Origin of the sequence: Burkholderia sp. BCC1638 (assembly GCF_902833195.1) — a bacterium.
GTDB lineage: Bacteria > Pseudomonadota > Gammaproteobacteria > Burkholderiales > Burkholderiaceae > Burkholderia > Burkholderia diffusa.
Window position 1 is genome coordinate 1 of sequence record NZ_CADFEC010000043.1, and the last position, 23583, is coordinate 23583.

The 23583-nt window shown below is 66.5% G+C and carries 19 protein-coding genes and 1 pseudogene; 8 read left to right on the forward strand and 12 right to left on the reverse strand.

Annotated elements, in window-relative coordinates:
- Both HWX22_RS29425 and HWX22_RS29430 read left to right on the forward strand, forming a co-directional pair.
- A partial coding sequence (locus HWX22_RS29425) for a phage/plasmid primase, P4 family (RefSeq protein WP_244135313.1) occupies window positions 1-1524 on the forward strand: 1524 nt, incomplete at its 5' end.
- A gap of 581 nt (window positions 1525-2105) precedes the next feature.
- Complete coding sequence (locus tag HWX22_RS29430) at window positions 2106-3155, forward strand: DUF3592 domain-containing protein (RefSeq protein ID WP_175916903.1); 1050 nt, start codon at window positions 2106-2108, stop codon at window positions 3153-3155.
- Window positions 3156-3197: 42 nt separating this feature from the next.
- Here the strand turns inward: HWX22_RS29430 and HWX22_RS29435 are convergent, their stop codons facing one another.
- Window positions 3198-3812: a CGNR zinc finger domain-containing protein gene (locus HWX22_RS29435; protein WP_175916904.1), complete on the reverse strand. Its 615-nt coding sequence runs from the start codon at window positions 3810-3812 to the stop codon at window positions 3198-3200.
- An 81-nt stretch (window positions 3813-3893) separates the two neighbouring features.
- On the opposite strand from HWX22_RS29435, the gene HWX22_RS29440 reads away from it, so the two are divergent.
- A complete protein-coding gene (locus HWX22_RS29440; RefSeq protein WP_175916905.1) occupies window positions 3894-4709 on the forward strand; it encodes an alpha/beta hydrolase in 816 nt (271 codons plus the stop codon).
- A 29-nt stretch (window positions 4710-4738) separates the two neighbouring features.
- On the opposite strand, the gene HWX22_RS29445 is transcribed toward HWX22_RS29440, so the two are convergent.
- Genes HWX22_RS29445 through HWX22_RS29455 form a run of 3 tightly spaced genes read right to left on the reverse strand, consistent with a single transcriptional unit; the run spans window position 4739 to window position 6971 of the window.
- Window positions 4739-5497, reverse strand: a complete 759-nt coding sequence (locus HWX22_RS29445; RefSeq protein WP_059534895.1) for an amino acid ABC transporter ATP-binding protein — start codon at window positions 5495-5497, stop codon at window positions 4739-4741.
- Window positions 5494-6174 (reverse strand): amino acid ABC transporter permease, encoded by a 681-nt coding sequence (locus HWX22_RS29450; protein ID WP_175916906.1) that lies wholly within the window; start codon window positions 6172-6174, stop codon window positions 5494-5496. The genes HWX22_RS29445 and HWX22_RS29450 overlap by 4 nt, the downstream gene beginning before the upstream one ends.
- A gap of 14 nt (window positions 6175-6188) precedes the next feature.
- Window positions 6189-6971, reverse strand: coding sequence for an amino acid ABC transporter substrate-binding protein (locus HWX22_RS29455; protein WP_059819971.1), 783 nt, complete (start codon window positions 6969-6971; stop codon window positions 6189-6191).
- 332 nt (window positions 6972-7303) lie between these two features.
- On the opposite strand from HWX22_RS29455, the gene HWX22_RS29460 reads away from it, so the two are divergent.
- Window positions 7304-7579, forward strand: a complete 276-nt coding sequence (locus HWX22_RS29460; RefSeq protein WP_059535130.1) for a hypothetical protein — start codon at window positions 7304-7306, stop codon at window positions 7577-7579.
- 39 nt (window positions 7580-7618) lie between these two features.
- On the opposite strand, the gene phnY is transcribed toward HWX22_RS29460, so the two are convergent.
- The gene (gene phnY / locus HWX22_RS29465; protein ID WP_175916907.1) at window positions 7619-9073 is read right to left on the reverse strand and encodes a phosphonoacetaldehyde dehydrogenase; all 1455 of its coding nucleotides are present in this window, start codon (window positions 9071-9073) and stop codon (window positions 7619-7621) included.
- 27 nt (window positions 9074-9100) lie between these two features.
- Complete coding sequence (gene phnA / locus HWX22_RS29470; RefSeq protein WP_175911180.1) at window positions 9101-10339, reverse strand: phosphonoacetate hydrolase; 1239 nt, start codon at window positions 10337-10339, stop codon at window positions 9101-9103.
- A 136-nt stretch (window positions 10340-10475) separates the two neighbouring features.
- Between phnA and HWX22_RS29475 the strand changes: the two are divergent.
- Together HWX22_RS29475 and HWX22_RS29480 are read left to right on the forward strand one after the other, a co-directional pair.
- Window positions 10476-10674, forward strand: a pseudogene (locus HWX22_RS29475) (2-aminoethylphosphonate--pyruvate transaminase); the annotation flags it as partial.
- A gap of 108 nt (window positions 10675-10782) precedes the next feature.
- A complete protein-coding gene (locus HWX22_RS29480; protein ID WP_175916908.1) occupies window positions 10783-12171 on the forward strand; it encodes an FAD-dependent oxidoreductase in 1389 nt (462 codons plus the stop codon).
- Between the two features lie 103 nt (window positions 12172-12274).
- Here the strand turns inward: HWX22_RS29480 and HWX22_RS29485 are convergent, their stop codons facing one another.
- The gene (locus tag HWX22_RS29485) at window positions 12275-13003 is read right to left on the reverse strand and encodes a phosphonate utilization associated transcriptional regulator (RefSeq protein ID WP_175916909.1); all 729 of its coding nucleotides are present in this window, start codon (window positions 13001-13003) and stop codon (window positions 12275-12277) included.
- 184 nt (window positions 13004-13187) lie between these two features.
- On the reverse strand, window positions 13188-15359 hold the full coding sequence (locus HWX22_RS29490; protein WP_175916910.1) for a phospholipase C, phosphocholine-specific: 2172 nt from the start codon (window positions 15357-15359) through the stop codon (window positions 13188-13190).
- Between the two features lie 229 nt (window positions 15360-15588).
- Between HWX22_RS29490 and HWX22_RS29495 the strand changes: the two genes are divergently transcribed.
- Window positions 15589-16497: a LysR family transcriptional regulator gene (locus tag HWX22_RS29495; protein ID WP_175916911.1), complete on the forward strand. Its 909-nt coding sequence runs from the start codon at window positions 15589-15591 to the stop codon at window positions 16495-16497.
- A 133-nt stretch (window positions 16498-16630) separates the two neighbouring features.
- Here the strand turns inward: HWX22_RS29495 and HWX22_RS29500 are convergent, their stop codons facing one another.
- The gene (locus tag HWX22_RS29500; RefSeq protein ID WP_175911190.1) at window positions 16631-18271 is read right to left on the reverse strand and encodes an L-lactate permease; all 1641 of its coding nucleotides are present in this window, start codon (window positions 18269-18271) and stop codon (window positions 16631-16633) included.
- Between the two features lie 460 nt (window positions 18272-18731).
- On the opposite strand from HWX22_RS29500, the gene HWX22_RS29505 reads away from it, so the two are divergent.
- Window positions 18732-19046, forward strand: a complete 315-nt coding sequence (locus HWX22_RS29505) for a DUF4148 domain-containing protein (RefSeq protein ID WP_175916912.1) — start codon at window positions 18732-18734, stop codon at window positions 19044-19046.
- A 91-nt stretch (window positions 19047-19137) separates the two neighbouring features.
- Here the strand turns inward: HWX22_RS29505 and gshA are convergent, their stop codons facing one another.
- From gshA to ada, 3 genes are all read right to left on the reverse strand, one after another.
- Window positions 19138-20751 carry a glutamate--cysteine ligase gene (gene gshA / locus HWX22_RS29510; RefSeq protein WP_175916913.1) on the reverse strand — a complete coding sequence of 538 codons (1614 nt, stop codon included), beginning with the start codon at window positions 20749-20751 and terminating at the stop codon, window positions 19138-19140.
- A gap of 488 nt (window positions 20752-21239) precedes the next feature.
- On the reverse strand, window positions 21240-22193 hold the full coding sequence (locus tag HWX22_RS29515) for an AlkA N-terminal domain-containing protein (protein WP_244135315.1): 954 nt from the start codon (window positions 22191-22193) through the stop codon (window positions 21240-21242).
- A 17-nt stretch (window positions 22194-22210) separates the two neighbouring features.
- Window positions 22211-23302 (reverse strand): bifunctional DNA-binding transcriptional regulator/O6-methylguanine-DNA methyltransferase Ada, encoded by a 1092-nt coding sequence (gene ada / locus HWX22_RS29520; RefSeq protein ID WP_059691902.1) that lies wholly within the window; start codon window positions 23300-23302, stop codon window positions 22211-22213.
- Between the last annotated feature and the right edge of the window lie 281 nt (window positions 23303-23583).

Sequence of the window (23583 nt, forward strand, 5' to 3'; positions counted from 1 at the left end):
GAAAAAGAGCGGCAAAACCAGCAGGTAACGAAGAGTTATCCACACCGGAATAGATGTACTACGCTGTCTCGGGGTGGGTCAGATTTAGATGAAATCGGTGGGTTAAGACTCGGTGGAAATCAACATCCCGTCGTCAGCAAGAAACGTAAGGGGTCTGGCAGCTCCGGAACCGAACAAGAAAAGGACAGCAATCAGCTTGCGCTGGCCGATACGATCATCGAGAACGATTTCGACGGTCAGATCATGGTCGTAGCAGGGGAAATCTTCGAATATGCGGAAGGTTATTGGCAAATCATCCGCGACGATGTATTCGCTCGCCGTCTGTCCGAGCTACCATCCGTCGAAGCGACCTATCAAACAGCGGCCCAGGTCGATAGCTTACTGCGAGCGATCAAGCTACGCCGTACGGTACCCGTATTTCCCGATGCCACGCCCATGACGATCAACGTCCGGAATGGTGTGCTTGATCTGAATACAGGCGAACTCGGCACTCATCGACCCGAGCATCATCACCGCAATCAGCTCACGACGACCTACGACGCATCGAGTGAATGTCCTCGCTGGCTTCAGTTCCTGGACGAAATATTTAGCGTCGATCCCGATCGGAAGAACAAGATTGACTTTCTTCAGGAGTGGTTCGGCTACCTTCTCGTTCCGTCAACGGCCTACCAGAAGATGCTGTGGCTGTTCGGGCCGGGGGCTAACGGTAAGAGCGCGCTACTAGAGGTTATGCAGGACATGCTCGGGGCAGAGAATAGTTCGTCAATGATGTTGAGCGAAATGAGCGGCGAATTCTATCGGTACGAACTGTACGGCAAGCTGGCGAACTTCGCGGGCGAACATCCCGCCGGTGCACGGCTGAACGACGGGTTCATCAAGTCAACCGTGGCAGGTGACAGCATCACGGCAAACCGTAAGGGACGAAGCCCCATTCAGTTTCGTCCAACGGTCCGCATCATCGCCGCGATGAACGAACTACCAACGCTGAAGGATATTTCGCACGGCTTTTTCCGGCGTCTGATCGTGCTGACGTTGAATCGGACCTTCACGAAGAAGGAACAGAATCACAGCCTCTCGAATGAACTCCGGGGCGAGCGAGCGGGTGTTCTGGCATGGGCGGTTCAGGGGTTGCTTCGCTTGCAGCAGCAGAAGGCGTTCACAACGGTGCCTTCCAGTGACACGCTATGCGAGCATTACCAGTTCACCTCCGATCCGGTCGCGATGTACGTGAGGGATCGGATCATTGTTCGTCCGAATGCTAAGACGCTGAAGAAGGAGATCTACGAGAGCTATCGCGAATATTGCATCACAAACGGGTATCAACCTGTGGACAGCGCAATGTTCGGCAAGGCGATGAAGACCAAGGGGATCGACTCTCGGGATAGCAATGGAAAAGCGTACTATTGCGCTGGAGTTCGTGAGCAAGAGATGCCACACGTCCCGACTACGCCGCCGCACGCGCCTAAAAAGATGTCGTTGGCCCATGTCATGGGAGAGACTGCGGAAAGCGAAGCCGTCGCGTAACGTCGGACATGCCAATCTTGTCGTCCGGGCGCAGGCCGGGGAGAAGTACCTCCAATATGTACAAGAGGTCGCATCGGCCTCGGAGGACTTCGCCTGCATTTCCTTCATCGAAGGCGTTCGAGATACCCGCCCCGTCCGGTCTTTCGCCGGTCGGAGGCACCCAATTTCGGCCTTCGAGCCTGCAATGAATACCTCACACCAACTCGGGAAATGGCTGAATATCCACCGGGAAAACGTGTCGCCGTTTCCATCAGGTCATCCAGTTACTTAAGAACGACAACCTGAAAACGCCTATACCTCCTTGCCTTATCGGTCAAGAAAAATTTAACCTTGGTTCTCTTAATCCGTAGGTCGAGTGTTCGAGTCACTCACGCCCCACCAGGAATTCAAAAGGCCGGTCAGCGCAAGCTGACCGGCCTTTTTCCGTTCCGGCGACCGATTCAGGCGCCCGCCTGACTCCCCCGCATCGCGGCATGCAATTACATACATGCCTCGCCCGTGCACTTTCCGCTAGAATCGTCCGACAAAATATCACACGACCGGGACGGCGATCGCCATATCGCCGCCGGCACTGAGAGAGCATGGGACGTCAGACATGGAATCATGTGAGCGAGACGCGACCATTCAGAGGGCATGGTCACGCCGACAGCGGCGCGCGCGTCGAGTCGCGCCATCCCCCCGATCGCATCCGGCCCCGTCGCACGACGCGCACCGCGGATCCGGCCATGCCACGTAAGGACGCGCTCGTCGCACTCGCGCTCGGCGTTGCACTGCTCGTGGTCGCAGCGATGCTCGCCGTCATCGCGAGCCATGCGGTGGGTGATCTGGTCCGCACGCCGGGCACGGTCGTGCGCATCGTGCAGGACAGCGACGCGATGCGTGGATACCGCCCGATCGTCGCCTATCTCGCGAACGACGGCCATCGCCGTGAAGTCGCCGGCAATACCGCATCGGTGGTCCCGGCGTACGACATCGGCGAAAGCGTGGACGTCCTGGTCGATCCGGCCCATCCGAACCGTCCCGCGGTGATCGACGATTTCACGCAACGCTGGTTTCCCGTCGCGGTGCCGACTCTGCTCGCGGTCGCGTCGCTTGCGATCGGCAGCCTGCTGTACAGGAGCGAGCGCCGCAGCCGGCACGCCGACGCGCTTGCCGCACCGGCCGCCGGCAAGTCGGCCCGGCGCCGCTGGAACATCGCGATCGTGCTGATGCCGATCGCGATCGGCACCGGCTTCCTGGCCGGCGCCGGCGCCGCCGGGCTGAGACAATGGCAGATCGCCCGCCATTACGCGCACTCGACCGGCCACGTCGTTGAGATCACCGAATTCGCCCAATCGTCCCGCACACGCACGTCGCTTTATTCGGCGACCATTGCGTTCACGACCGACAGCGGCCGCCCGGTCACGTTCGCGCAAGGCTCGGCTTCATCGCGCCCCGGGCTGTACGAAGGCGAGGTGGTCAACGTGCTGTACGACCCCGTCATACCCGAGCGCGCGGTCATCGACCGGTTCTGGGACCGGTGGGGACTCACGGCGATCCTGTTCGCGATCGGCGCGCCGTTCCTCGTCGCCGGATTGTTCGTCATCGGTGCGCTGTGGCCCGACCATCGGCCGCACGAACTCACTGAATAACGAACGCGGAGCAGCCGGGCCGTCGACACCACGGCCCTCGCCTCACCGCTCCCTGAACGCCTCCACCTTCGCGCGATTCCCGCACGTGCGCATGTCGCACCAGCGTCGCCCGACGCCACGGCCGCGATCGACGAAGAACCACGTACAGCGGCCGCACTGCCGCACGCGCGCGAAGTCGTCGCCGCGCAGCAGATGCTCGAACCCGAGCGCGGCCGCGTCGACCCAGCGCGACGCCGCACGCGCATCGGGCCGCCATGCGAAGCGGCCATCGACCGCGTCGAACGTGCTGCGCCCGATCGCATCGCGAATCACCTCCGCGAGCCGGTGCGCCGCCCGCGCGCCGGCGCTGCCGCCGCCACCGCTCGTCAGGTGCGCGAGCGCCACGTATGCATCCTCGCGAAAACCATGCAGCGCGGCGAGTTCGTCCGCGCCGTCCTGCCGGGGATAACGCAGAAACCGTGTCAGGTCGGGCCGAGCCAGCAAGCCCGACTTCTCCGCCCACGCGCGCACGGCCGCCCAGTCGACGAGTTTGTCCTCGTCGCGCGTCTTGCCCGTGTCGGCCACCGTGTTCAGGAAATCGAGCGCCGGATGGCCGCCGACGAAATCGGCCGCGGTCCATGCGTGCGCCTGTCGCGCAGGCTCGTGTCGAGTAACCATTTATTTCCACCTATCAGTTTCATATCCGGATGAACAGGCGTAACCTGTTATCAACCCAAACAGGTTAGCACGGAGGCACCGATGCTCGATCTCGCCAATTGCTTCGTTTTCGACGGTCACCGGATCGCATGGGGCACGCTCGGTGAAGGGCCGCCGCTCGTGCTCGTGCACGGCACGCCGTTTTCATCGCAGGTGTGGCGCCGGATCGCGCCATGGCTCGCGCGACGCCATCGCGTGTTTTTCTACGACCTGCTCGGCTACGGCCAGTCGGACATGCCCGACGCGGACGTCTCGCTCGGCCGTCAGAACGTGCTGTTCGGCGCCCTGCTCGACGAATGGAAAATTTCGCGCCCGCGCGTGCTGGCGCACGATTACGGCGGCGCGACCGTGCTGCGCGCGCACTTCCTCGACGGCATCGCGTATTCGGACCTGACGCTCGTGAACCCGGTCGCGATCGCGCCGCAAGGCTCGCCGTTCGTGCGGCATGTCGCGCAGCACGAAGCCGCGTTCACCGGGCTGCCGGCGTATGCGCACCATGCGCTCGTGTCGGCCTATATCGGCCATGCCGTCGCGCGACCGTTGAGCGACGACGTGCTGTCGATCTATCGCTCGCCATGGCTCACGCCGACCGGCCAGCCGGCGTTCTATCGACAGATTGCGCAAATGAGCCAGCGTTACATCGAGGAAGCCGAGGCACGCTATGCGCCGCCGGACTTTCCGGTGCGCATCGTGTGGGGTGAGGACGACGCGTGGATTCCGCTCGAACAGGGGCAGGCCCTCGCCGATCGCATCGCGGGCGGCAAGCTGATCCGCGTGCCGTGTGCGGGGCACCTGGTCCAGGAGGATGCGCCCGAGGCGATCGTCGCCGCGGTGCTCGACGCACACGGACAGCAATGATCGCCCACGCAACCGCGTGACGTAGCAAATCAGAAGGCCGGCACGCCCTGCGCGAGCGTCGCGACGAACTTCGCGGTGCGCGGATCGCGCGGCCGCCCGAACAGTTCGCGCGATGCGCCGGCCTCGACCACCCGGCCATCCGCGAGAAACACCGCATCGTGCGCGACCGACGCCGCCAGGCGCAGGTCGTGCGTGGCCATCAGCATCGTCGTGCCTTCCCGCGCGAGCTGGCGCAGCACTTCGACGACTTCGACGGACAACTCAGGATCGAGCGCGGACGTCGGCTCGTCGCACAGCAGCACCTGCGGCGACGGTGCGAGCGCGCGGGCGATGGCCACGCGCTGCTGCTGGCCGCCCGACAGCGTCGCGGGCCATGCGTCGGCCTTGTCGGCGATACCGACCTTGTCCAGCAACGCGAGCGCCCGTTCGCGCGCCTGCTCGCGCGGCCAGCGCTGCACGGTCACGAGCCCTTCCATCACGTTCTGCACGACACTCAGATGCGGAAACAACTGGAAGTTCTGGAACACCATGCCGGTCTGACGGCGCACCGCGAACACGTGATCGCGCGATGGGCGACGCCCCGCCGCGAAGTCGATGCGGGCATCGCCGACCGTGAGCACGCCCGCCTCCGGCACTTCGAGCAGGTTCACGCAGCGCAGCAGCGTGCTCTTGCCACTGCCGGACGGCCCGATCAACGCGGTCACGCTACCGGGCTGCAATGCGAGGTCGATGCCGGTCAGCACGCGCTGCGCGCCGAACGATTTGTCGATGCGTTCGAGACGGATCATCGCAACTCCGCGTGGAACAACGCATGGCGCCCGAAGCGGAGCTCGAGCCGACGTTGCAGCGACGAGAGCACCGAGCTGAACAGCAGATAGATCAGCGCGGCTTCGGTATAGAGGATCAGCGGCTCGTAGGTGACGGCCGCGATGCGCTGCGCAGCCTGGAAGATCTCGGGCACGGTCAGCACGGCCGCGAGCGACGTGTCCTTCACCAGCGAGATGAACGAGTTCGACAGCGCGGGCAGCGCGACGCGCGCGGCCTGCGGCAGGATCGCGCGGCGCAGCGCCTGCGCGCGTGTCATCGCCATCGAGTACGCGGCTTCCCACTGCCCCTTCGGGATCGACTCGATCACGCCGCGGATCACCTCGGCGTTGTACGCGCCGACGTTCAGCGAGAAGCCGATCACGGCGGCGGTCAGCGGATCGAGCACGATGCCGACGTTCGGCAATCCGTAGAAGATCACGAACAGCTGCACGAGCAGCGGCGAGCCGCGAAACAACCAGATGTAGAAACGCACACCGGCCTGCGCCCAGCGCGGCCCGAACAGGCGCGCGAGCGCCGCGCCGAACGCGAGCAGCAGGCCGATCGCGAACGACGCGAGCGTGAGCGGAACCGTGAACACGATCCCTGCCACCAGCAGGGGCCGCAGCGATTCTGCCATCAGGTGCAGCCAGGGCGGCATCGGTCAGCCTCGCGTCACGGCTGCGACACGTCGCGGCCAAAGTATTTCTGCGAGATCTTCGCGTAGGTGCCGTCGGCCTTGATGTCCGCGAGCGCCTTGTCGATCGCCGCCACCAGCGCGGGACTGCCCTTGCGCAGCAGCACGCCCGATGCATCGCCGGCGCCGCTCGTGTCGGTCGCCGCGACCTTCAGTTTCGCGTCGGGCTTGTGCTTGCGGAAATCGAGGTACGACAGCGAATCGTTGATCGTCGCGTCGACGCGACCCGCGCTCAGCAGGTCGATCGATTCGTTGAAGCCCTGCACGGGCACCACGTCCGCGCCGTGCGCGGCCGCGAGCTTGCCGAAATTGCTGGTCAGCGTGTTCGCGGATTTCTTGCCCTTCAGGTCGTCGAACGAGCGGATCGACGTGTTGTCCGCGCGCACGATCAGCACCGCGTGGGACGTGATGTACGGCGTCGAGAAATCGTATTTCGCCTTGCGCGCATCGGTGATCGACACTTCGTTGACGACCGCGTCGTATCGGTTCACGTCGAGGCCCGCGATCAGCCCGTCCCACTTGCCTTCGACGAACTCCGCCTTCACGCCGAGCCGTTGCGCGATCGCGGTCGCGATGTCGACGTCGAAGCCGGTCAGCTTGCCCGACGCATCGTGATACGTGAACGGTGCATAGGTGCCTTCGGTGCCGACCCGGAACACGCCGGCCGACTTGATCTGCGCGAGGCCGTCGGCCGCCAGCGCGCTCGTGACGGCAGTGGCCTGCAGCAATGCGACGACCAGGATGGAGCGAAGGAATTTCATGGTGCGGACCCCGAACGATGGAAGGGAGTGGACCCGCCGGCTCGAACGGCCGCGCGAGAGGTCCGCGAATTCTACCGACGCGCCGATATCCGGCAAAAACGCAAATCCGCTAACGATATGAGCGCGTCGAATAACGAACGCGCCGGCCGGCCACGCCCATTCCGCAGACGAAATCCGTCGCGATACAGCGCGGCGATCGTACGACGATTCGTTACCGGCAGTTACAGAAGCGACGCTGCGGTATCACCCATTCGGCAAGCGCTACGTACCATGAAGACATGGTGAACCGATTGCTCGCGGGCCTTGCCACCCGCGAACGGAGTGAACGGAAAATGAAACGCATCCTGTTGTCCAGTGCTCTCGGCATCGCGGCCGCCTGCCTGTCGGCAAGTGCGTTCGCGCGTGCCGACATCGGCGTGTATTTCGGGGTGCCGGGCCCCGTGATCGAAGCGCCGCCTGTCTACTACGCGCCGCCGCCGCCCGTGATTTACGAGCCGGCACCTGTCTATTACGGCCCGTACTACGGCGACTACCGTTACCGCTACTACCGGCACGACAACGGCTGGCATCGCGGCTGGCGTCGTCACCATCACGAGGACGAGGATTGACCGTCGCGTGGCGGCCGGCGCGTCCGCATCATGCACCGCTTACCACGGTAGCGAATAGGTCTTCGTGTTCGTGAAGCTCTTCATCGCCTCCTGCACGCCTTCCTTGTAGCCGAGGCCCGAATCCTTCACGCCGCCGAACGGCGTCAGTTCGAGCCGGTAGCCCGGCACCTCGCGCACGTTCACGCTGCCGACCTCGAGCTCCGTGATGAAGCGCGTGATGCTGTCGAAGCGGTTTGTGCAGACCGACGACGACAACGCATAGTCGGTGCTGTTCGACATCCGGATCGCGTCGTCGATGTCGCGAAAACGCATGATCGGCGACACCGGCCCGAACGTTTCGTACTTCACGAGCGGCATGTCGGGCGTCACGCGATCGATGACCGTCGGTGAATACAACGCGCCGTTGCGCACGTTGCCGACCAGAAGCCGCGCACCGCGCGCGATCGCGTCGTTCACCTGCTGCTCGCAGAACTTCGCGGCCGCTTCGTCGATCACGGTGCCCATGTCGACCGACGGATCGGCCGGATTCCCGTAAGCCCACGCGCGGGTCTTCTCGACGACCAACTCGGTGAAGCGATCGGCCACCGCCTCGTGCACGAGCATGCGCTTGATCGCGGTGCAGCGCTGCCCCGAGTTCTTGTACGAGCCCGACACGGCGAGCGTGCTCGCCTCGTCGAGATCGGCGTCTTCCATCACGATGATCGGATCGTTGCCGCCGAGTTCGAGCACCGCGCGCCGGTAGCCCATCCGCGACGCAATCGACTTGCCGATCGACACGCCGCCGGTGAACGTGATCAGATCGATCGCCGGGTTCGTGATCAGCTCGTCCGCGATTTCCTTCGGGTCGCCGGTGATCACCTGCAGCATTTGCGGCGGCAGGCCGGCTTCATACAGGATGTCCGCGAACAGGTAGCACGACAGCGGCACCTTCTCCGACGGCTTCACGACGATCCGGTTGTTGGTCGCGACCGACGGCACGACCTTGTGCGCGACCTGGTTCATCGGATGATTGAACGGCGTGATCGCGGAGATCACGCCGAGCAGCGGTTCGCGCTGCGTGTACACGCGACGCTTCTTGCCGTGCGGCGTCAGATCGCACGAGAAGATCTGCCCGTCGTCCTTCAGCACCTCGCCCGCGCCGAAGGTGAGCACGTCGGCCACGCGCCCCGCTTCGTACGTCGAATCCTTGATGCACAACCCGGCCTCGGCCGTGATCAGCGCCGCGATCTCGGCGGTGCGCGCACGCACGATGTCGGCCGCGCGGCGCAGGATCGCCGCACGCTCGTGGCGCGTGAGCGACGGCCGGTATGCACGCGCGACGGCGAATGCGCGTCGCACGTCGTCGAGCGTCGCCTTCGGCACGGTGCCGACCAGCGTTCCGTCGTACGGATTGCGGACCTCGATCACCGCGTCGCGATGGATCCGCTCCCCATCGATTCGCAGTGCTTCATGATGAGGCGAACCGGCCGCCGTCGAGGCTGCAATGGCGTTCATGATGTCTCCCTGGCGGATGCGTCCGCGTCACTGCAGATGATTGAGCGCGATGTCGATGATGTCGAAGTTGCGCAGTCGCGCGCGGCCCGTGACGTCGGTCGCGACCGGCTTGCTGAAGATCAGCGGCACGATCTGCTCGGAGATCCCGCCGTGCGAGCGCAGCGGCACGTCGAGGCCCGACAGGTCGTGCTTGATGCGGCGCGTGCCGAGCACGACGTCCTGCTTCGAGATCACGATCAGGTCGCCCATCCGGTCGGGCGGCAGCTCGAAGCGTGCGCAGCCTTCGGCACCCGTCAGCACGACCTCGATGCCGTCCACCTCGGCGAGCCGCGCGCGCAGCGCGTCGGCGTCGGCGGAAGCCGGCACGTAGACGGTCGCGAACGAGCCGAGCGCACCGTGATGCACGACGTACGGATCGGTGATCGGCAGGATCACGCGCGCGGCGTCGTGGCCGAGCCACTCGTCGAACAGCTCCTGCAGATAAATCACGTTCGGCTCGCCGGTCTCGCCGTCGTGCTTCGCGTTCATCCCGTGGTCGGCCGTGATCGCGACGATCGCGCCGAGCGCGTCGAGCCGCTTCAGATACGCGTCCATCATCTGGTAGAACGCGTTCGCGCCGTCGGTGCCGGGCGCGCACTTGTGCTGCACGTAGTCGGTCGTCGACAGGTACATCAGGTCGATCGGGCGCGTCTCGAGCAGGCGCACGCCGGCCGCGAACACGAACTCGGACAGGTCCGCGCTGTACACGCTCGGCACCGGCTTGCCGACCAACTCGAGCACGTTGTCGATGCCGTTTTCCTCGAGGCTCGCCTCGTCGGCCTTCTCCGACGAGAAGCAGATGCCCTTGAGCCCCTTGCCGAGCAGGCGCCGCAGCTTGTCCTTCGCGGTGACGACCGCGACGCGCGCGCCCTGTTCGGCGAAGGTTGCGAGCACGGTGGGCGCAACGAGGTACTTCGGATCGTTCATCAGCACCTCGGCGCCGGTGTCGCGATCGTAGAAGTAGTTGCCGCTTATCCCGTGGATCGCCGGCGGTACGCCGGTCACGATCGACAGGTTGTTCGGGTTCGTGAAGCTCGGCACCACGCACTCGCCCTTGAGCGCCGTGCCCGGCTTCAGCAGCGTGCGCAGGAACGGCGCGACGCCGGCCTCGGCCGCCATCTCGAGATATTCGTAGGCGCAGCCGTCGACGCAGACCACCACCACGGGGCGGCTCATCCAGTTGTAGCGGCGGCCGTTCACTTCCACGGAGACAGGCGTTTCGGTCATGACGTTCAGTCCTTTCGGTTCGAAGGGGTCGAGCTGTCGGCGCCCGCGCCGCGCCGAGGAGGTCCTTTCCATGCTTGACATTAAAATTGATGATTTGTAGATTGTCAACAACATGCAGAGAACAGAAGGCAAAACACCGGACGATCCGAACTACGATTTCAAGCGCCTTTATCAGGAGGTCAAAAAGCGCGGCTACATTCTGTATCCGGGCAACGTTCCGCGTCGGCTGCATCGGCCACTTCAGCGAAGCCGGCATGCCCGGCGCGGTCGCCGCGATCGCCGACACGCTGAAGGCGATGGATGTGCGCCGCGTGTCCGCCGAAGCGGCGGCCTGACGCGATGCACCCGCCGCACGACCTCACGCATCGCCGCGCGGCGGCTTCGTTTTGTTTTCCCGCCGTGTGCGGCACGGCAATCTTCGACCCTTACCGGCACGACATCCGATGCGACCTTTCTGGATCGAACAAGCACTGTTCAACGATGGCGATCTCGCCCCAGCGCTGCAGGGCGCGACGCAGGCCGACGTCTGTATCGTCGGCGGCGGCTTCACCGGGCTCTGGACCGCGATCCAGGCGAAGCAGCAGAACCCGGCGCTCGACATCGCGATACTCGAGGCCGACCTGTGCGGCGCCGGCGCGAGTGGGCGCAACGGCGGCTGCCTGCTGACATGGTCCGCGAAATTCCTGACGCTGCGGAGGCTGTTCGGCGAAGCGGAGGCGATCCGGCTCGTGAAGGCGTCGGAGGCGGCCGTCCAGCACATCGCCGACTTCTGTCGCGCGCATCGCATCGATGCCGAGCTGCGGCTCGACGGCACGCTGTACACCGCGACGTCGCGCGCGCAGGTTGGCACGCTCGCGCCGGTGCTCGACGCCCTAGCCGCGTGCGGCATCCACAGCTACGAGCCGCTGCCGACCGCCGACGTCGCGCGCCGCTCGGGCTCCGCACGCAATCTCGACGGCGTGTACTCGCCGATCGCCGCGACCGTGCATCCGGGCAAGCTCGTGCGTGGGCTGCATCGCGTCGCGCTCGACATGGGGATCCGGATCTACGAACGCACGCCGCTCGTCGACTTCACGCCGGGGCAGCCGGCCGTCGTGCGCACGCCGTCCGGCAGCGTGCGCGCGAGCAAGCTGGTGTTCGCGATCAACGCGTGGATGGCGAGCCGCTTCCCGCAGTTCGAACGCACGATCGCGGTCGTGTCGAGCGACATGATCATCACCGAGAAATGCCCGGAACTGCTCGAGCGGACCGGGCTCGTGGACGGCGTGTCGGTGCTCGATTCGCGGATCTTCGTGTACTACTACCGCACGACCGCCGACGGCCGGCTGATGCTCGGCAAGGGCGGCAACACGTTCTCGTGGCGCAGCCGCATCGCGCCGGTTTTCGACCGGCGCTCGCCGTACGAGGCGCAGCTCACGCGGAGCCTGCGCGAATTCTTCCCGTCGCTGGCCGGCGTGCCGATCACCGCAAGCTGGAACGGCCCGTCGGACCGCTCGGTGACGGGCTTCCCGTTCTTCGGCCGCCTCGACGACGCGCCGAACGTGTTCTACGGCTTCGGCTATTCGGGCAACGGCGTCGGGCCGACCTACATGGGCGGACAGATCCTGTCGTCGCTGGTGCTCGGCCTCGACAACGCATGGACGCGCAGTCCGATCGTGCGCGGGCCGCTCGGCCATTTCCCGCCGGAGCCGATCCGCTATGTCGGCGCGCACGTCGTGCGCAATGCGATCCGCCGCAAGGAGCGCGCGGAAGACGAGAGCCGACGGCCGGCCAGGGTCGACACGTGGCTCGCGAAATTCGCGAGCGCGGCGGGCAAGGCCGACAAGGCGTGACGAAGCGATGACGCGACGCGCAACGAAGCGCAACGAAGCGCAACGAAAAAGGGACGCTGCGAAGCGTCCCTTTGCTTTTGCTACGACCGCCCGTGCGGCCGCGTCACACGCGCGCGGCTTTCTCGCGCACCGCCTTGCCCGCCACGGGCAGCCCCTGCTCGTGCGTGCGACGCATCCGCGCGAGGCCGTGCGCGAGGTGCTCGCGCACGAGCGCGACCGCCTTCTCCTCGTCGCCGCTCGCGAGCGCCTGCACGATCTTGCCGTGCTCGGCCGCCGACACCGCGATCGCGTCCTCCTCGGCCTCGATCGCGGCCTGGCGCAACAGCCCGAGCTGGCGCACGAGCCGGCGATAGGTGTCGGTGAGGTGCGTATTGCCGACCCCGACCACCATCGCGTCGTGAAACTGGACGTTCAGCTCGGTATAGCGCGTGACGTCGTGCGCCTTCGCCGCATCCTTCATCGACTGGATGATGCCCTTCAGCACCTTCAGCGTGTCGGGCGAAATGCGTTTCGCGAGCGCGCGCGCGACCGACTCGTCGAGCATCGCGCGCACTTCGTAGATTTCCTCTGCCTCGCGCAGCGGCACGACACGCACCGTCACGCCGCGGTTCTTCTCGTTGCGCAGCAGCCCGGCCTGCTCGAGCGCACGGAATGCCTCGCGCACGGGCCCGCGCGACACGTTCAGCTTGGTCGCGATATCGACTTCGTTGAGTTTCTCGCCCGGCGCATATTCGCCGGACACGATCGCGCGCTCGAGCATGTCCTGGACAATCATCGCGAGCGACTGGCTTTGCAGGAGTTCGATGGCGTTGAGCGCGTTCGGGGCAGTCATGATCGGGCAGGCAGCGAAGCCGCGGATGAGAACGAGGGCGCCATGTCGGCGAATGATCGTTGTATACCCTCGGCCCGATATATTGTCAACAGTTTTCAGTTTCCAAAAACCAGTTCCTCGTGCCGGAATGCGGTCAGCGTGCGGCCGGCGCGCGCACGCCGAACCGCACGACGCAGGCCGGCCGTCAGGCAGTCTGCTTGACCGGCCCCGGATCGCTCTGGCTCGGCCGGCCCGTCTCGACGTGGCCCGCGAAGCGGCGCACGACCTTGTCGTCGCCGCCGCGCAGCGTCGTCGCGGTGATCGTCAGATCGTACCAACCGTGGCTCGACGACAACTCGAAGTGATCTTCGATCCGCTCGCCCGGCTCCAGCGTGTAGCTGCGCGCATGCGCGTGGCTGTACGCGTTGTCGACGACCACGCGGCATGCCGCACGACCGCTGTTGCGCAGTTGCAGGTACACGTGACGATTGCGCACGTCGTAGCCGATCTTCGCTTCGGGGTTCGCGTCGCGGCCGTCCGCGGCCAGCCGCGTGTTGCCCTGGAATTCGCACAGATAGCCGTTCGGGCCATAGGCGGCGAGATGGTAGTCGCCGCGCGCGGCCGACGTGCTCCAGGTATCGGCGAAGCGGTCGTGCGAGGACACCGCGTAGCGGCGCGGCGGCGTCGCCGGATTGCGGCGGTCGTACACGTAGAACGCGGCGCCCGCGTCACCCGAGTTCGCGAAATCGAGCGATACGCTGTCGTCGCGACCGTTCACGCGGGCATGCACGAACAGTTCGTAAGGCAGCGCGCGCGCCGGACGCGTGCCGGGCTCCTGCGCCGGCATCGACTGCTGCGCGGGCACCTGGTACGCCTGGCCGGCGGTGGCGATGTGCTGCGGCACCGTGAAGCTCACCGTGCGCGTATCGGGCCGCGCGGAGAAGTCGAACGCCGACGTGAGGTCGCCGCAGACCGACCGGCGCCACGCGCTGATGTTCGGCTCCTGCACGCCGAAGCGCGCTTCGAGGAAACGCAGCACCGACGTATGGTCGAACGTCTCCGAGCAGACCCAGCCGCCCTTCGTCCACGGCGAAATGATGATCAGCGGCACGCGCGGCCCGAGGCCGATCGGCTGGATGCCGCCCGGGTCCGCGCCCGGCACGAGCGGGCTCATCTCGCCCGGATACTTGTTCAGGTCGAGCAGTTCGTCGCCGAGGTTCGACAGCAGGTTCGACGACACGATGCCCTGGCCGCCCACGCCGCTCGTGACCGGCGGCACCGGCGGCACGACGTGGTCGAACAGCCCGTCGTTCTCGTCGTAGTTGAGGATGAACACCGTCTTCGCCCACACTTCGGGGTTCGACGTCAGCGCCTCGAGCACCATGTTGATGTAGAACGCGCCGTCGGTCGGCGACGCCTGCGGGTGCTCGCTGTACTTGTACGGCGCGACGATCCACGACACCTGCGGCAGCCGGTTCGCCTGCACGTCGGCCTTAAGCTCGGCGAGCGTGTGGTCGGACGCGCCCTTGTCGACCAGCGGGCCGCTCGCACCTTCCTTCACCTGGAACTTCTTGAAGAACATCAGCGAATTGTCGGTGTAGTTATCGGTCGGGTCGCCGGGAATGCCCGTGCCGCCCTGGTACACCTTCCAGCTGATCTTCGCGTTCTCGAGACGTTCCGCGTAGGTCGTCCACGTGTAGCCGTTCGTGTTGTTGCGCTCGCCGATACCGGGGCCGTTCGGCTGCGCGCCGTACACGTTGCGCGAGTCGATCGTGCCGGTCCACAGATAGATGCGGTTCGGTGCCGTGTCGGCGTGCGCGGAGCAGAAGTACGAGTCGCAAATCGTGAACGCGTCGGCCAGTGCGTAGTGGTACGTGAGATCCTGGCGCTTCAGGTAGCCCATCGTCAGCACGTCCTGCTTCTGGTTCACCCACTGGTCCCACTGGCCGTTGTTCCAGGACAGGTGGCCGCTGCTCCAGCCGTGGTTGGTGCCCGGCTGGAATTCGGTCGTCTGCTTCGGATCGAGGTAGAACGGCAGCACGTACGGCGCGGACGGGTCGAGCCCGCGCGAATGGTAGTTCTTCGTGAACACCGACGCCGGCGGCTGCTGCCACACCGGCGCACCGTTCGGCAGCAGGTGCGGGCGCGGGTCGTTGAAGCCGCGCACGCCGCGCAGCCCGCCGAAGTAATGGTCGAACGAGCGGTTTTCCTGCATGAAGATCACGACGTGTTCGACGTCGCGGATCGTGCCGGTGCGATAGGCGGCCGGCATGGCCAGTGCGTTGCGGATCGCGGGCGGGAAGCCGGCGTAGGCGGCCATCGCGCCAGCCGACTGGGCGGCGAGGCGCAGGAAATCGCGTCGATTGGTGGCGGACATGAAGAGGATCCTGTGGGTCGGTAAGGGTGGCGCCGGTCGAGCGGGGCCGGCGGTCGGTGCGTTGCCGTTATTAGTCCGCACCGGCGTGTCCCGGCCGTGACCGGTTCCAGCAGGTTTCTTGCGCTCACCCCCAGCTTTTTTTCGAAGCGGCGCCCGGTGCGCCTTTCATCCGGCCGACACATGCCTGCGCTACGCTGACGCGCGATGAAGAGGGGGGAGAAGCCGAGTCGTGTTCGATCAGCTGAAGGCGTTCCACGCGACCGTCCGGCAGGGCAGCATCACGCGCGCCGCGCGCCACCTGGGCGTCAGCCAGCCGACGATCGCCGCGCAGATCCGGCAGGTCGAGCAGTTGTACGGCGTCGAGCTGTTCTATCGCAGCGGCCGCAAGCTCGAAGTCACCGAGACAGGGATCGAGCTGCTGCCGCTCGTCGAGAAGATGATCGCGCTCGAGGCGCAGGCCGACATCATGCTGCGCAACGTCGGCGGCCTGTTCGAAGGACATCTGCGGATCGGCGCGACCGGGCCGTACTACATCATGGATGCGGTCGGCCGCTTCTCGCATGCGCATCCGTCGATCGCCCTCACGTGCCGGATCGGCAATTCCGAGGAGATCCTGCAGGCGCTGCAGGAATTCCGCATCGACCTCGCGGTGTCGTCGCAGCGCAATGACGCGGACGGCCTCGAACGCAAGGTGATCTCCACCGATCCGCTCGTGCTCGTCGTGCATCGCGACCATCCGCTCGCGCGCTTCGACGCGATCGACGCCGCGCAGCTCGCCGACGTGCGGCTGCTGATGCGCGAGGAAGGATCGGTCACGCGCCGCTGCACGGAGACGATCCTCGCGGCGGCCGGCGTTGCGGCCACGTCGGTCGCCGAGATCGGCAGCCGCGAAGCGATCCGCGAGGCGATCCTGCATGGCGTGGGCGGCAGCCTGTTTCCGCGCGGCGAGGCCGAGCGTCATCCGGACTTGCGCGTCGTCGCGCTGCGCGGCGTCGACACGACGATCGACGAATACGTGTACTACCTGAAGGCGCGCCGCCAGAGCCCCGCGATCGATGCGTTCCTCGCGTGCATCCTGCCGGCGCAGGCCGCGACGCACGAGTCAACGCACGCGACGCGGCCGGTGAGCGCGTGCTGAGCCGCTCCGCGTTCACCGGTTTCGCGCATTTCCCGTCGCACTTCCCTGCACATTCCCCGTACTTTTCCGGCGCTTTTTCCGCGCCTTCCCTCGTTGTTTTCCTCGTGCCTGCCTTCTTGCTTCCCGCCGTGCGCTACTTCGGCAGCGCCGGAATCATCCACGTGAACACGTGCTGCTGCAGGAACACGAGCACGCCGAGCAGCAGCGTGAGGATCACGCTGTGCCAGAACGTGCGCGCGAACACGACGCCTTCCTGCCCCTTCAGGTCGGTCGTCGACACGCCCGTGGCGATGTTCTGCGGCGAGATCATCTTGCCCATCACGCCGCCCGACGAGTTGGTCGCGGCCATCAGCACCGGATCGAAGCCGAGCTGTCTCGCGGCGACCACCTGCAGGTTGCCGAACAGCGCATTGCCGGACGTGTCGCTGCCGGACAGGAACACCGCGATCCAGCCGAGCGACGCCGACACGAGCGGAAACAGCGCGCCGGTCGACGCGACGCCGGTGCCGAGCGTGTAGCTGATGCCCGAATAGTTCAGCAGATACGCGAGCCCGACGATCATCATCACCGTGACGATCGCGATCCACGTCTGCCGCCACGTCTTGACCACGCATTCGAAGAACGCGCCGACGCCGGTGCGTGTCAGCACGGCCGTGATGATCGCCGACAGGAGGATCGCGGTGCCGGTACCGAGCGGCTGGAAGTCCCAGATCGCCGCATACGGCTTGTGATACAGCGACACGAACACCGTATTGTGCAGGCCCGGCCACTTGATCTTCACGTCGCCGATCGCCGCGACGTTCGCGTGCACCCAGACGATCACGACCACCGACACGACGATCCACGGCAGCCAGCCGCCGAAGCCCGCGCGCGCGGCGCCGGCCGCGGCGGGCACGCTGCGCGCGAGCGCGAATTGCGGATCGGGCTGCGGCTTCCACACCTGCAGGAAGCCGATCGTGACGATCAGCGACGTGAGTGAAGACAGCACGTCGGTGAGCTGATAGCCGAGGAAATTCGACGTGACGAACTGCGCGATCGCGAAGCTGCCGCCCGACACGAGCAGCGCGGGCCACAGCTTCGCAATCGAGCGCAGGCCGCCGTACGCGCCGACCACGTAGAACGGCAGCAGCAGCGCGAAGAACGGCAGTTGCCGGCCGACCATCGCGCCGAGCGTCGCGGGCGGCAGCGACGTGACCGCGCCGAGCACGGTGATCGGCACGCCGAGCGCGCCGAACGCGACCGGCGCCGTGTTGAACAGCAGCGTGTAGGTGAGCGCTTCGAGCGCGGGGAAGCCGAGCGCAATCAAGAGCGCGCTGGTGATCGCGACCGGCGTGCCGAACCCGGAGATCCCTTCGAGCAGACAGCCGAACGAGAACGCGACGACGAGCAGCACGAGGCGGCGGTCGTCGGGCAGGTTGTCGAGCATCCACTGCCGGAACTGGTCGAAGCGGCCCGACTTCACCGCGATGTTGTACAGCAGCAGCGCGTTGAAGACGATCCACATCACCGGCACGACCGCGAGCGCCATGCCGGCGCCGACCGCGTCGAACGCGAGGCTGGCCGGCATGCCCCACGCGCCGATCGCGACCGCGAGGCCGGCGACGAGGCCGGCGAGCGACGCCTGCCATGCGGGCCGGCGCAGCACGCCGAGCGCGATCAGTGCGACCGCGATCGGGATCACGGCGACGAGAAACGACAGGAACAGCGAGTTGGCGACGGGCGTCAACGGCTGCGCGAACAGGATGCCGGGCGGCAGGGCTGCGGTGGGATTCATCTTGTCTCCATTGTCGACCGGAGTTAGCGCTTTAGCGCTTACTCAGGTCCCATGCTTCGCGGTCGACCGGGGCTCGCGCATCAACGGCTGCGCACACCTCGATCCCGTTCAAACGTCCGTTCCACGGCCGCAACGATCATCCGGCGCTTGCGCATGCAACCATGCCGCAACGCCGACCGATCGGTCGCTTAAAAGAGGTTAGGAGGCGCATCGCGCTTCTACAAGGAGGGCAACCCCGATGCGCGCGGTGCCGATACACGGCGTTCGCCGCACGCTGAACGGCCGCTGGCGACCCGCTGACGCGCGCGCCCGCCGGCCGCCAGCGCAATGTTGCTCAACCGGCAAAGGTGACTGACGGGACGCAGGGTGTTTCGTTTGGCATCCGAAGCCTAGACTCGCTGCATCGATTCCGTCCGTGCCGACGAAGGCGCGGCTCCGGAACCCTCACGGAGCAAACACGATGAAGACCATGAAACTTGCGGCGTACGCGTTGGTGCTGATCGGCTCGGCCGTCGCCGCCCAGGCTCAAGCGCAGGCCGCGTCGACGCTGACGCGCGCGCAAGTTCGCCAGGAACTCGCGGAACTGCAGGCCGCCGGCTATCGGCCGAGTCTCGCCAGCGGTCCCGACTTTCCGCAAAACATGCAGGCGATCATTCAGCGCGCAGCCCAAGCGCGCGACGCGGCCGGCCACGGCAGCGACGGCCATGCGAATGTGGAATCAGGAAAGCCGGCGCTGCCGCGCGTGGTCGATCGCGACACGTACGCGCATCACTGAAGCGGCTGAAACCGGGCCGGGCGCATGACCGCGCAACCATCCGGCCAGCAGCCGGCCTGCCCGCCGCGCGACGCGCAGCGGGCGACGGCCATCACACGCTGAAGCGGTTCAGCGTATAGGCACGATAGGCCGCGACGAACGCGTCGAATGATCCGGCCTCCTTCGCTTCCAGCTCGGCCTGCTCGGCCAGCGACTTCGCCGCGAGCGCCTGCTCGGCGCGCATCGTCTCCGCCGATGGCGGGTTCGCGCGGAAATGCGCGGCATGCGCTTCGCTGTGCGCGAGCGCGAACGCGAGGAACGACTGCCCGTTCTCGCGCATTGTGCGCAGCACGCGCGCCGACGGCGTGCGCTCCGGATCGGCGAGCTTCTCGCGCTGCGCGGCGATCGCACGCGCATGCTCGTCGCCGCCGCGAATCTCGTCGAGACGGCGCCCGACGGTTTCGATATCGGCCATCAAGTCGTCCGCCCACGCCTGCAGCGTGACCGGCTGGCCGTCGCGCACCAGCGTGAGCCCCGGCTTGCGCCCTTCCATCGTCACGCTGCCGAAGTTCTCATTCGCTTCCTTGTACGCGTCGCAGTCGAGCGCGGGGCTTTCGTCGAGCGCGCAGGCGAGCAGGAACGCGTCGATGAAGCGCGCCGTCTCCAGCGCGATGCCGGTCGGCTCGAACGGATCGATGTCGAGGCAGCGCACTTCGATGTACTGCACGCCGCGCGACGCGAGCGCATGCAGCGGACGCTCGCCCGAATACGTGACGCGCTTCGGCCGGATCGTCGAGTAGAACTCGTTCTCGATCTGCAGCACGTTCGTGTTGATCTGGATCCACTCGCCGTCGCGATGCGTGCCGATCGCCTCGTACGGCGGATACGGCTCGCTCACGGCCTTCGACAGCGCATCGAGATAGCCGGGCAGCGTGTTGTAGTCGACGTGCAGCGCGGCCTGCGCGGTCGTGTTCGAGTAACCGAGGTCGCTCATCCGCAGGCTCGTCGCGTACGGCCGGTACAGCGTATCGGCATCGAACGCGTCGAGCTTGTGCGGTTTGCCGCGCAGGAATTTCGCGTCGAGCGCCGGCGATGCGCCGAACAGGTACATCAGGAGCCAGCTGCGGCGACGGAAGTTGCGGATCTGCGCGAGATAGCGCTCCGACTGGTAATCGACGAGCGTGGCCGTCGAGCCCTCTTCCGCATGCAGGCGCCGCCACACTTCCTCGTGCAGCGAATAGTTGTAGTGGATGCCGGCAATGCACTGCATCGTGCGGCCGTAGCGATACGCGAGGCCGCGGCGGTACACCGTCTTCAGGCGGCCGATGTTCGACGTGCCGTAGTCGGCGATCGGAATTTCATCATCGGCCGGCAGCAGGCCCGGCATCGAGTCGTTCCACAGCATCTCGTCGCCGAGCGACGCATACACGTAGCGGTGCAGATCGTCGAGACGTTCGAGCGTGACCGACGCGTCGCCTTCCGCCGGCGTGATCAGTTCGATCAGCGCTTCGGAATAGTCGGTCGTCAATGACGGGTGCGTGAGCGCCGAACCGAGCGCGCGCGGATGCTGCGTGAACGCGATCATCCCGTCGCGCGTCACGCGCAGGCTTTCCTTTTCGATGCCGCGCAGGCCGTCGGGCAGATGCTGCCGCGTCGGGCCCGAGCTCAGCGCTTCGAGACGATTCAGCAGCAGTTCGGACTGGCGGTGAGTCATGGTGTTCGACATGGAGACGCAAGTGCGTGACGGCCGCGCGCGGAATGCCGCACGCGGCCGGCTGGATTATTGGTCGCTTCGTTGGTAGCGGGCACTTTAACATCTCGCCGTCACACGCGCTTGAGGTGGCGCCGGGCGGTGCGCGCCGGCCGCTGCGGGCCGTCTGGCGGGCCGATGGCCGCGAACGCCACGTGCACAGCCGGCCGTCGTCGGCGCCGACGGACGCGGCGATCACGCGACATTCGTCGGAAGGAACGTGAGCGACGAGCACGGCAGCGCCATCAGGTGCAACCCAGTTCTGCCGAACCCGCGATGCATCGTCGTCACGGCCGGGTCGATCGTCCGCGCCGGAGCGACGGACACTGGAGCGGGTTGATCGCCCATCGCCGTCAAACGTCGCAACCGTGAGGATCACCGACCGATCACTGCCGGCGTGACGCCCCTTGCGGGTTGCGTCGCGGCCCTGCCCGGTCGCACCCGCCGGCCTGCGGCGGCGACCGTCATCCGCCGCGCGCGCCGCCGGCCCGGTCCGCCACGTCGTTCCACAAATGAAGCGCCGCATACGCGCGCCACGGCCGCCAGCCTTCGGTTCGGCTTTTCTGGCTCGCGAGCCGGTCGAGCGACGGATCGCGCGCGGCGATCGACTGCATCAGCACCAGATCGGACGCCGGCCACGCGTCCGGGTCGCGCCACGCGCGCATCGCGATGTATTCGACGGTCCACGGGCCGATGCCGGGCAGGTCGAGCCACGCGCGGCGCAGCGTCGCGAGATCGGCCTGCGCGGGATCGAGCGGCACGTGGCCGGCCGCCACCGCGCGCGCCATGCCCGTCAGCGCGGCGGCCCGCTTGCCGGGCATCCCGATCTTCTCCAGATCGCATGCGGCGAGCGCATGCGGCGTCGGGAAACGCCACGCGGGGGCGCCGTCCGGCGCCGCCATGCCGTCGTCGTGCACGACGCGCTCGCCGGCCCGCTGGACGAGCCTGCCGACGATCGTCGTCGCCGCCTTCACGCTCACCTGCTGCCCGACGATCGCGCGCACCGCAAGCTCGAACCCCGACCAGGCGCCCGGGACGCGCAACCCCGGCGCGGCCTCGACGAGCGGCGCGAACCATGGGTCGCGCGCGAGCCCTCCGCCGATCGCGGCCGGGTCGGCGCCGAGGTCGAACATCGATGCGACGCGGTGCGCGAATGCATCGTCGACATGCCGCGCGGCCGCCCCTTCGAGCGTCGCGATCAGGCACTGCCGGCGCGGATGCTTCGTGACGGTGAGCCTGCCCGCGTCGCCGTTCAGGTCGACGATCCGGCGATACATGCCGTCGACGACCTGTTCGACACCCGGAATCGCCCGTCCGCTGAAGAAGCGCAGCACGCGCGCCCAGTCGTACGGCGCCTTGAAGCGCAACGCCATCTGCGCGGACGGCGGCACGTGGCCGCCGTCCGCGATCGACGTCATCGTGGTTTTGTCGATGCTCAAACTGCGTTGCCCTCCGCAACGGCTTCGGTTTCATCGTCGCGCACATGGCGCGCCTCGGACGCGAGCAGCGTCGCCTTGCGGCGCACGCCCCAGCGATATCCGGCGAGCGCGCCGCCCTTCTGCACGACACGGTGGCACGGGATCGCGAGCGCGACCGGGTTCGACGCACAGGCCGATGCGACGGCCCGCACCGCGCGCGGCGCGCCCAGCGCCTCGGCGATCTCCGAATAGCTGCGCGTCTCGCCGTACGGGATATGCGTCAGCGCTTCCCACACGCGCTGCTGGAACGCGGTCGGCGCGATGTCGAGCGGCAGGTCGAACGCGTGCCGCGTGCCGTCCAGATACGCGCGGATCTGCGCGACGAACGGCGCGAGCCGCGACGGCGATTCGACCAGCTCGGCACGCGCGAACGCGTCCTTCAGTTCGCCGACGAGCGATGCCGGTTCGTCGCCGAACGCGATCCGGCAGATGCCCTGTTCGGTCGCGGCAACGAGCACCGTGCCGAGCGGCGTCGACGCGGTCGCATAATCGATCCGCAGGCCGGCGCCCTGACGACGGAACGCGGACGGCGCCATCCCCAGCTCGCGCGGCACCGATGCGTAGAGCCGCGACGGCGAATTGAACCCCGCGTCGACGGCCGCCTGCGTGACCGGCTGGCCGCTTTGCAGCGCCTCGCGCAATGCGGCACCGCGCTGCGCGGCCTGATACTGCCGCGGCGACACGCCGACCACGCGCTTGAACAACCGCTGCAGGTGGAACGGGCTCACGTGAACGGCATCGCTCAGCTGCTGCAGCGTGAGCCGCTCCGGATGCGCGTCGAGCACCGCGCACGCGCGATTGACGATCTCGAGCTCGCGCGGCAGCCCTTCCGGCTGGCAGCGCTTGCACGGGCGGAAGCCGGCCGCGCGGGCGGCGGCCGGATCGGCAAAGAAGGACACGTGCTCGCGCCGCGGCAGTCGCGATGCGCAGCTTGGGCGGCAGAACACGCCGGTCGTGCGCACGGCATAGAAGAACGCGCCGTCCGCATGCGGATCGCGGGCGGTCACGGCGCCCCAGCGGGCATCGTCGGTCGAATAGGCGGTTTTCATCTGAACCTCGCACTCTCCAGTGTAGATGGTGCCTACTCTAGACATCGGCATGGGCCGTCGCGCCCTGAATCTTGCTCTGTGATTCGCGCCGGCGAAATCGGGGACACAATCGGACGCGCATCGAAACCGTTCAATCGGATGAAAAGCCGCGCAAGCGCTGCGTGGACGCCGCTTTCGTCATCATCGCGTCACCATTTTGCTGCAGTGCGGATGCGACAAATCGCCGTCCTGACCATTTTTTACACTCGGAATATTGCAACGCACCATCGCCGTGTGTATAG

Coding starts and splice junctions, on each gene's coding strand:
- HWX22_RS29430 (WP_175916903.1), top strand. CDS start 2,106: ATGGGACGTCAGACATGGAATCATGTGAGCGAGACGCGACCATTCAGA.
- HWX22_RS29435 (WP_175916904.1), bottom strand. CDS start 3,812: ATGGTTACTCGACACGAGCCTGCGCGACAGGCGCACGCATGGACCGCG.
- HWX22_RS29440 (WP_175916905.1), top strand. CDS start 3,894: ATGCTCGATCTCGCCAATTGCTTCGTTTTCGACGGTCACCGGATCGCA.
- HWX22_RS29445 (WP_059534895.1), bottom strand. CDS start 5,497: ATGATCCGTCTCGAACGCATCGACAAATCGTTCGGCGCGCAGCGCGTG.
- HWX22_RS29450 (WP_175916906.1), bottom strand. CDS start 6,174: ATGCCGCCCTGGCTGCACCTGATGGCAGAATCGCTGCGGCCCCTGCTG.
- HWX22_RS29455 (WP_059819971.1), bottom strand. CDS start 6,971: ATGAAATTCCTTCGCTCCATCCTGGTCGTCGCATTGCTGCAGGCCACT.
- HWX22_RS29460 (WP_059535130.1), top strand. CDS start 7,304: ATGAAACGCATCCTGTTGTCCAGTGCTCTCGGCATCGCGGCCGCCTGC.
- phnY (WP_175916907.1), bottom strand. CDS start 9,073: ATGAACGCCATTGCAGCCTCGACGGCGGCCGGTTCGCCTCATCATGAA.
- phnA (WP_175911180.1), bottom strand. CDS start 10,339: ATGACCGAAACGCCTGTCTCCGTGGAAGTGAACGGCCGCCGCTACAAC.
- HWX22_RS29480 (WP_175916908.1), top strand. CDS start 10,783: ATGCGACCTTTCTGGATCGAACAAGCACTGTTCAACGATGGCGATCTC.
- HWX22_RS29485 (WP_175916909.1), bottom strand. CDS start 13,003: ATGACTGCCCCGAACGCGCTCAACGCCATCGAACTCCTGCAAAGCCAG.
- HWX22_RS29490 (WP_175916910.1), bottom strand. CDS start 15,359: ATGTCCGCCACCAATCGACGCGATTTCCTGCGCCTCGCCGCCCAGTCG.
- HWX22_RS29500 (WP_175911190.1), bottom strand. CDS start 18,271: ATGAATCCCACCGCAGCCCTGCCGCCCGGCATCCTGTTCGCGCAGCCG.
- HWX22_RS29505 (WP_175916912.1), top strand. CDS start 18,732: ATGAAGACCATGAAACTTGCGGCGTACGCGTTGGTGCTGATCGGCTCG.
- gshA (WP_175916913.1), bottom strand. CDS start 20,751: ATGTCGAACACCATGACTCACCGCCAGTCCGAACTGCTGCTGAATCGT.
- HWX22_RS29515 (WP_244135315.1), bottom strand. CDS start 22,193: ATGACGTCGATCGCGGACGGCGGCCACGTGCCGCCGTCCGCGCAGATG.
- ada (WP_059691902.1), bottom strand. CDS start 23,302: ATGAAAACCGCCTATTCGACCGACGATGCCCGCTGGGGCGCCGTGACC.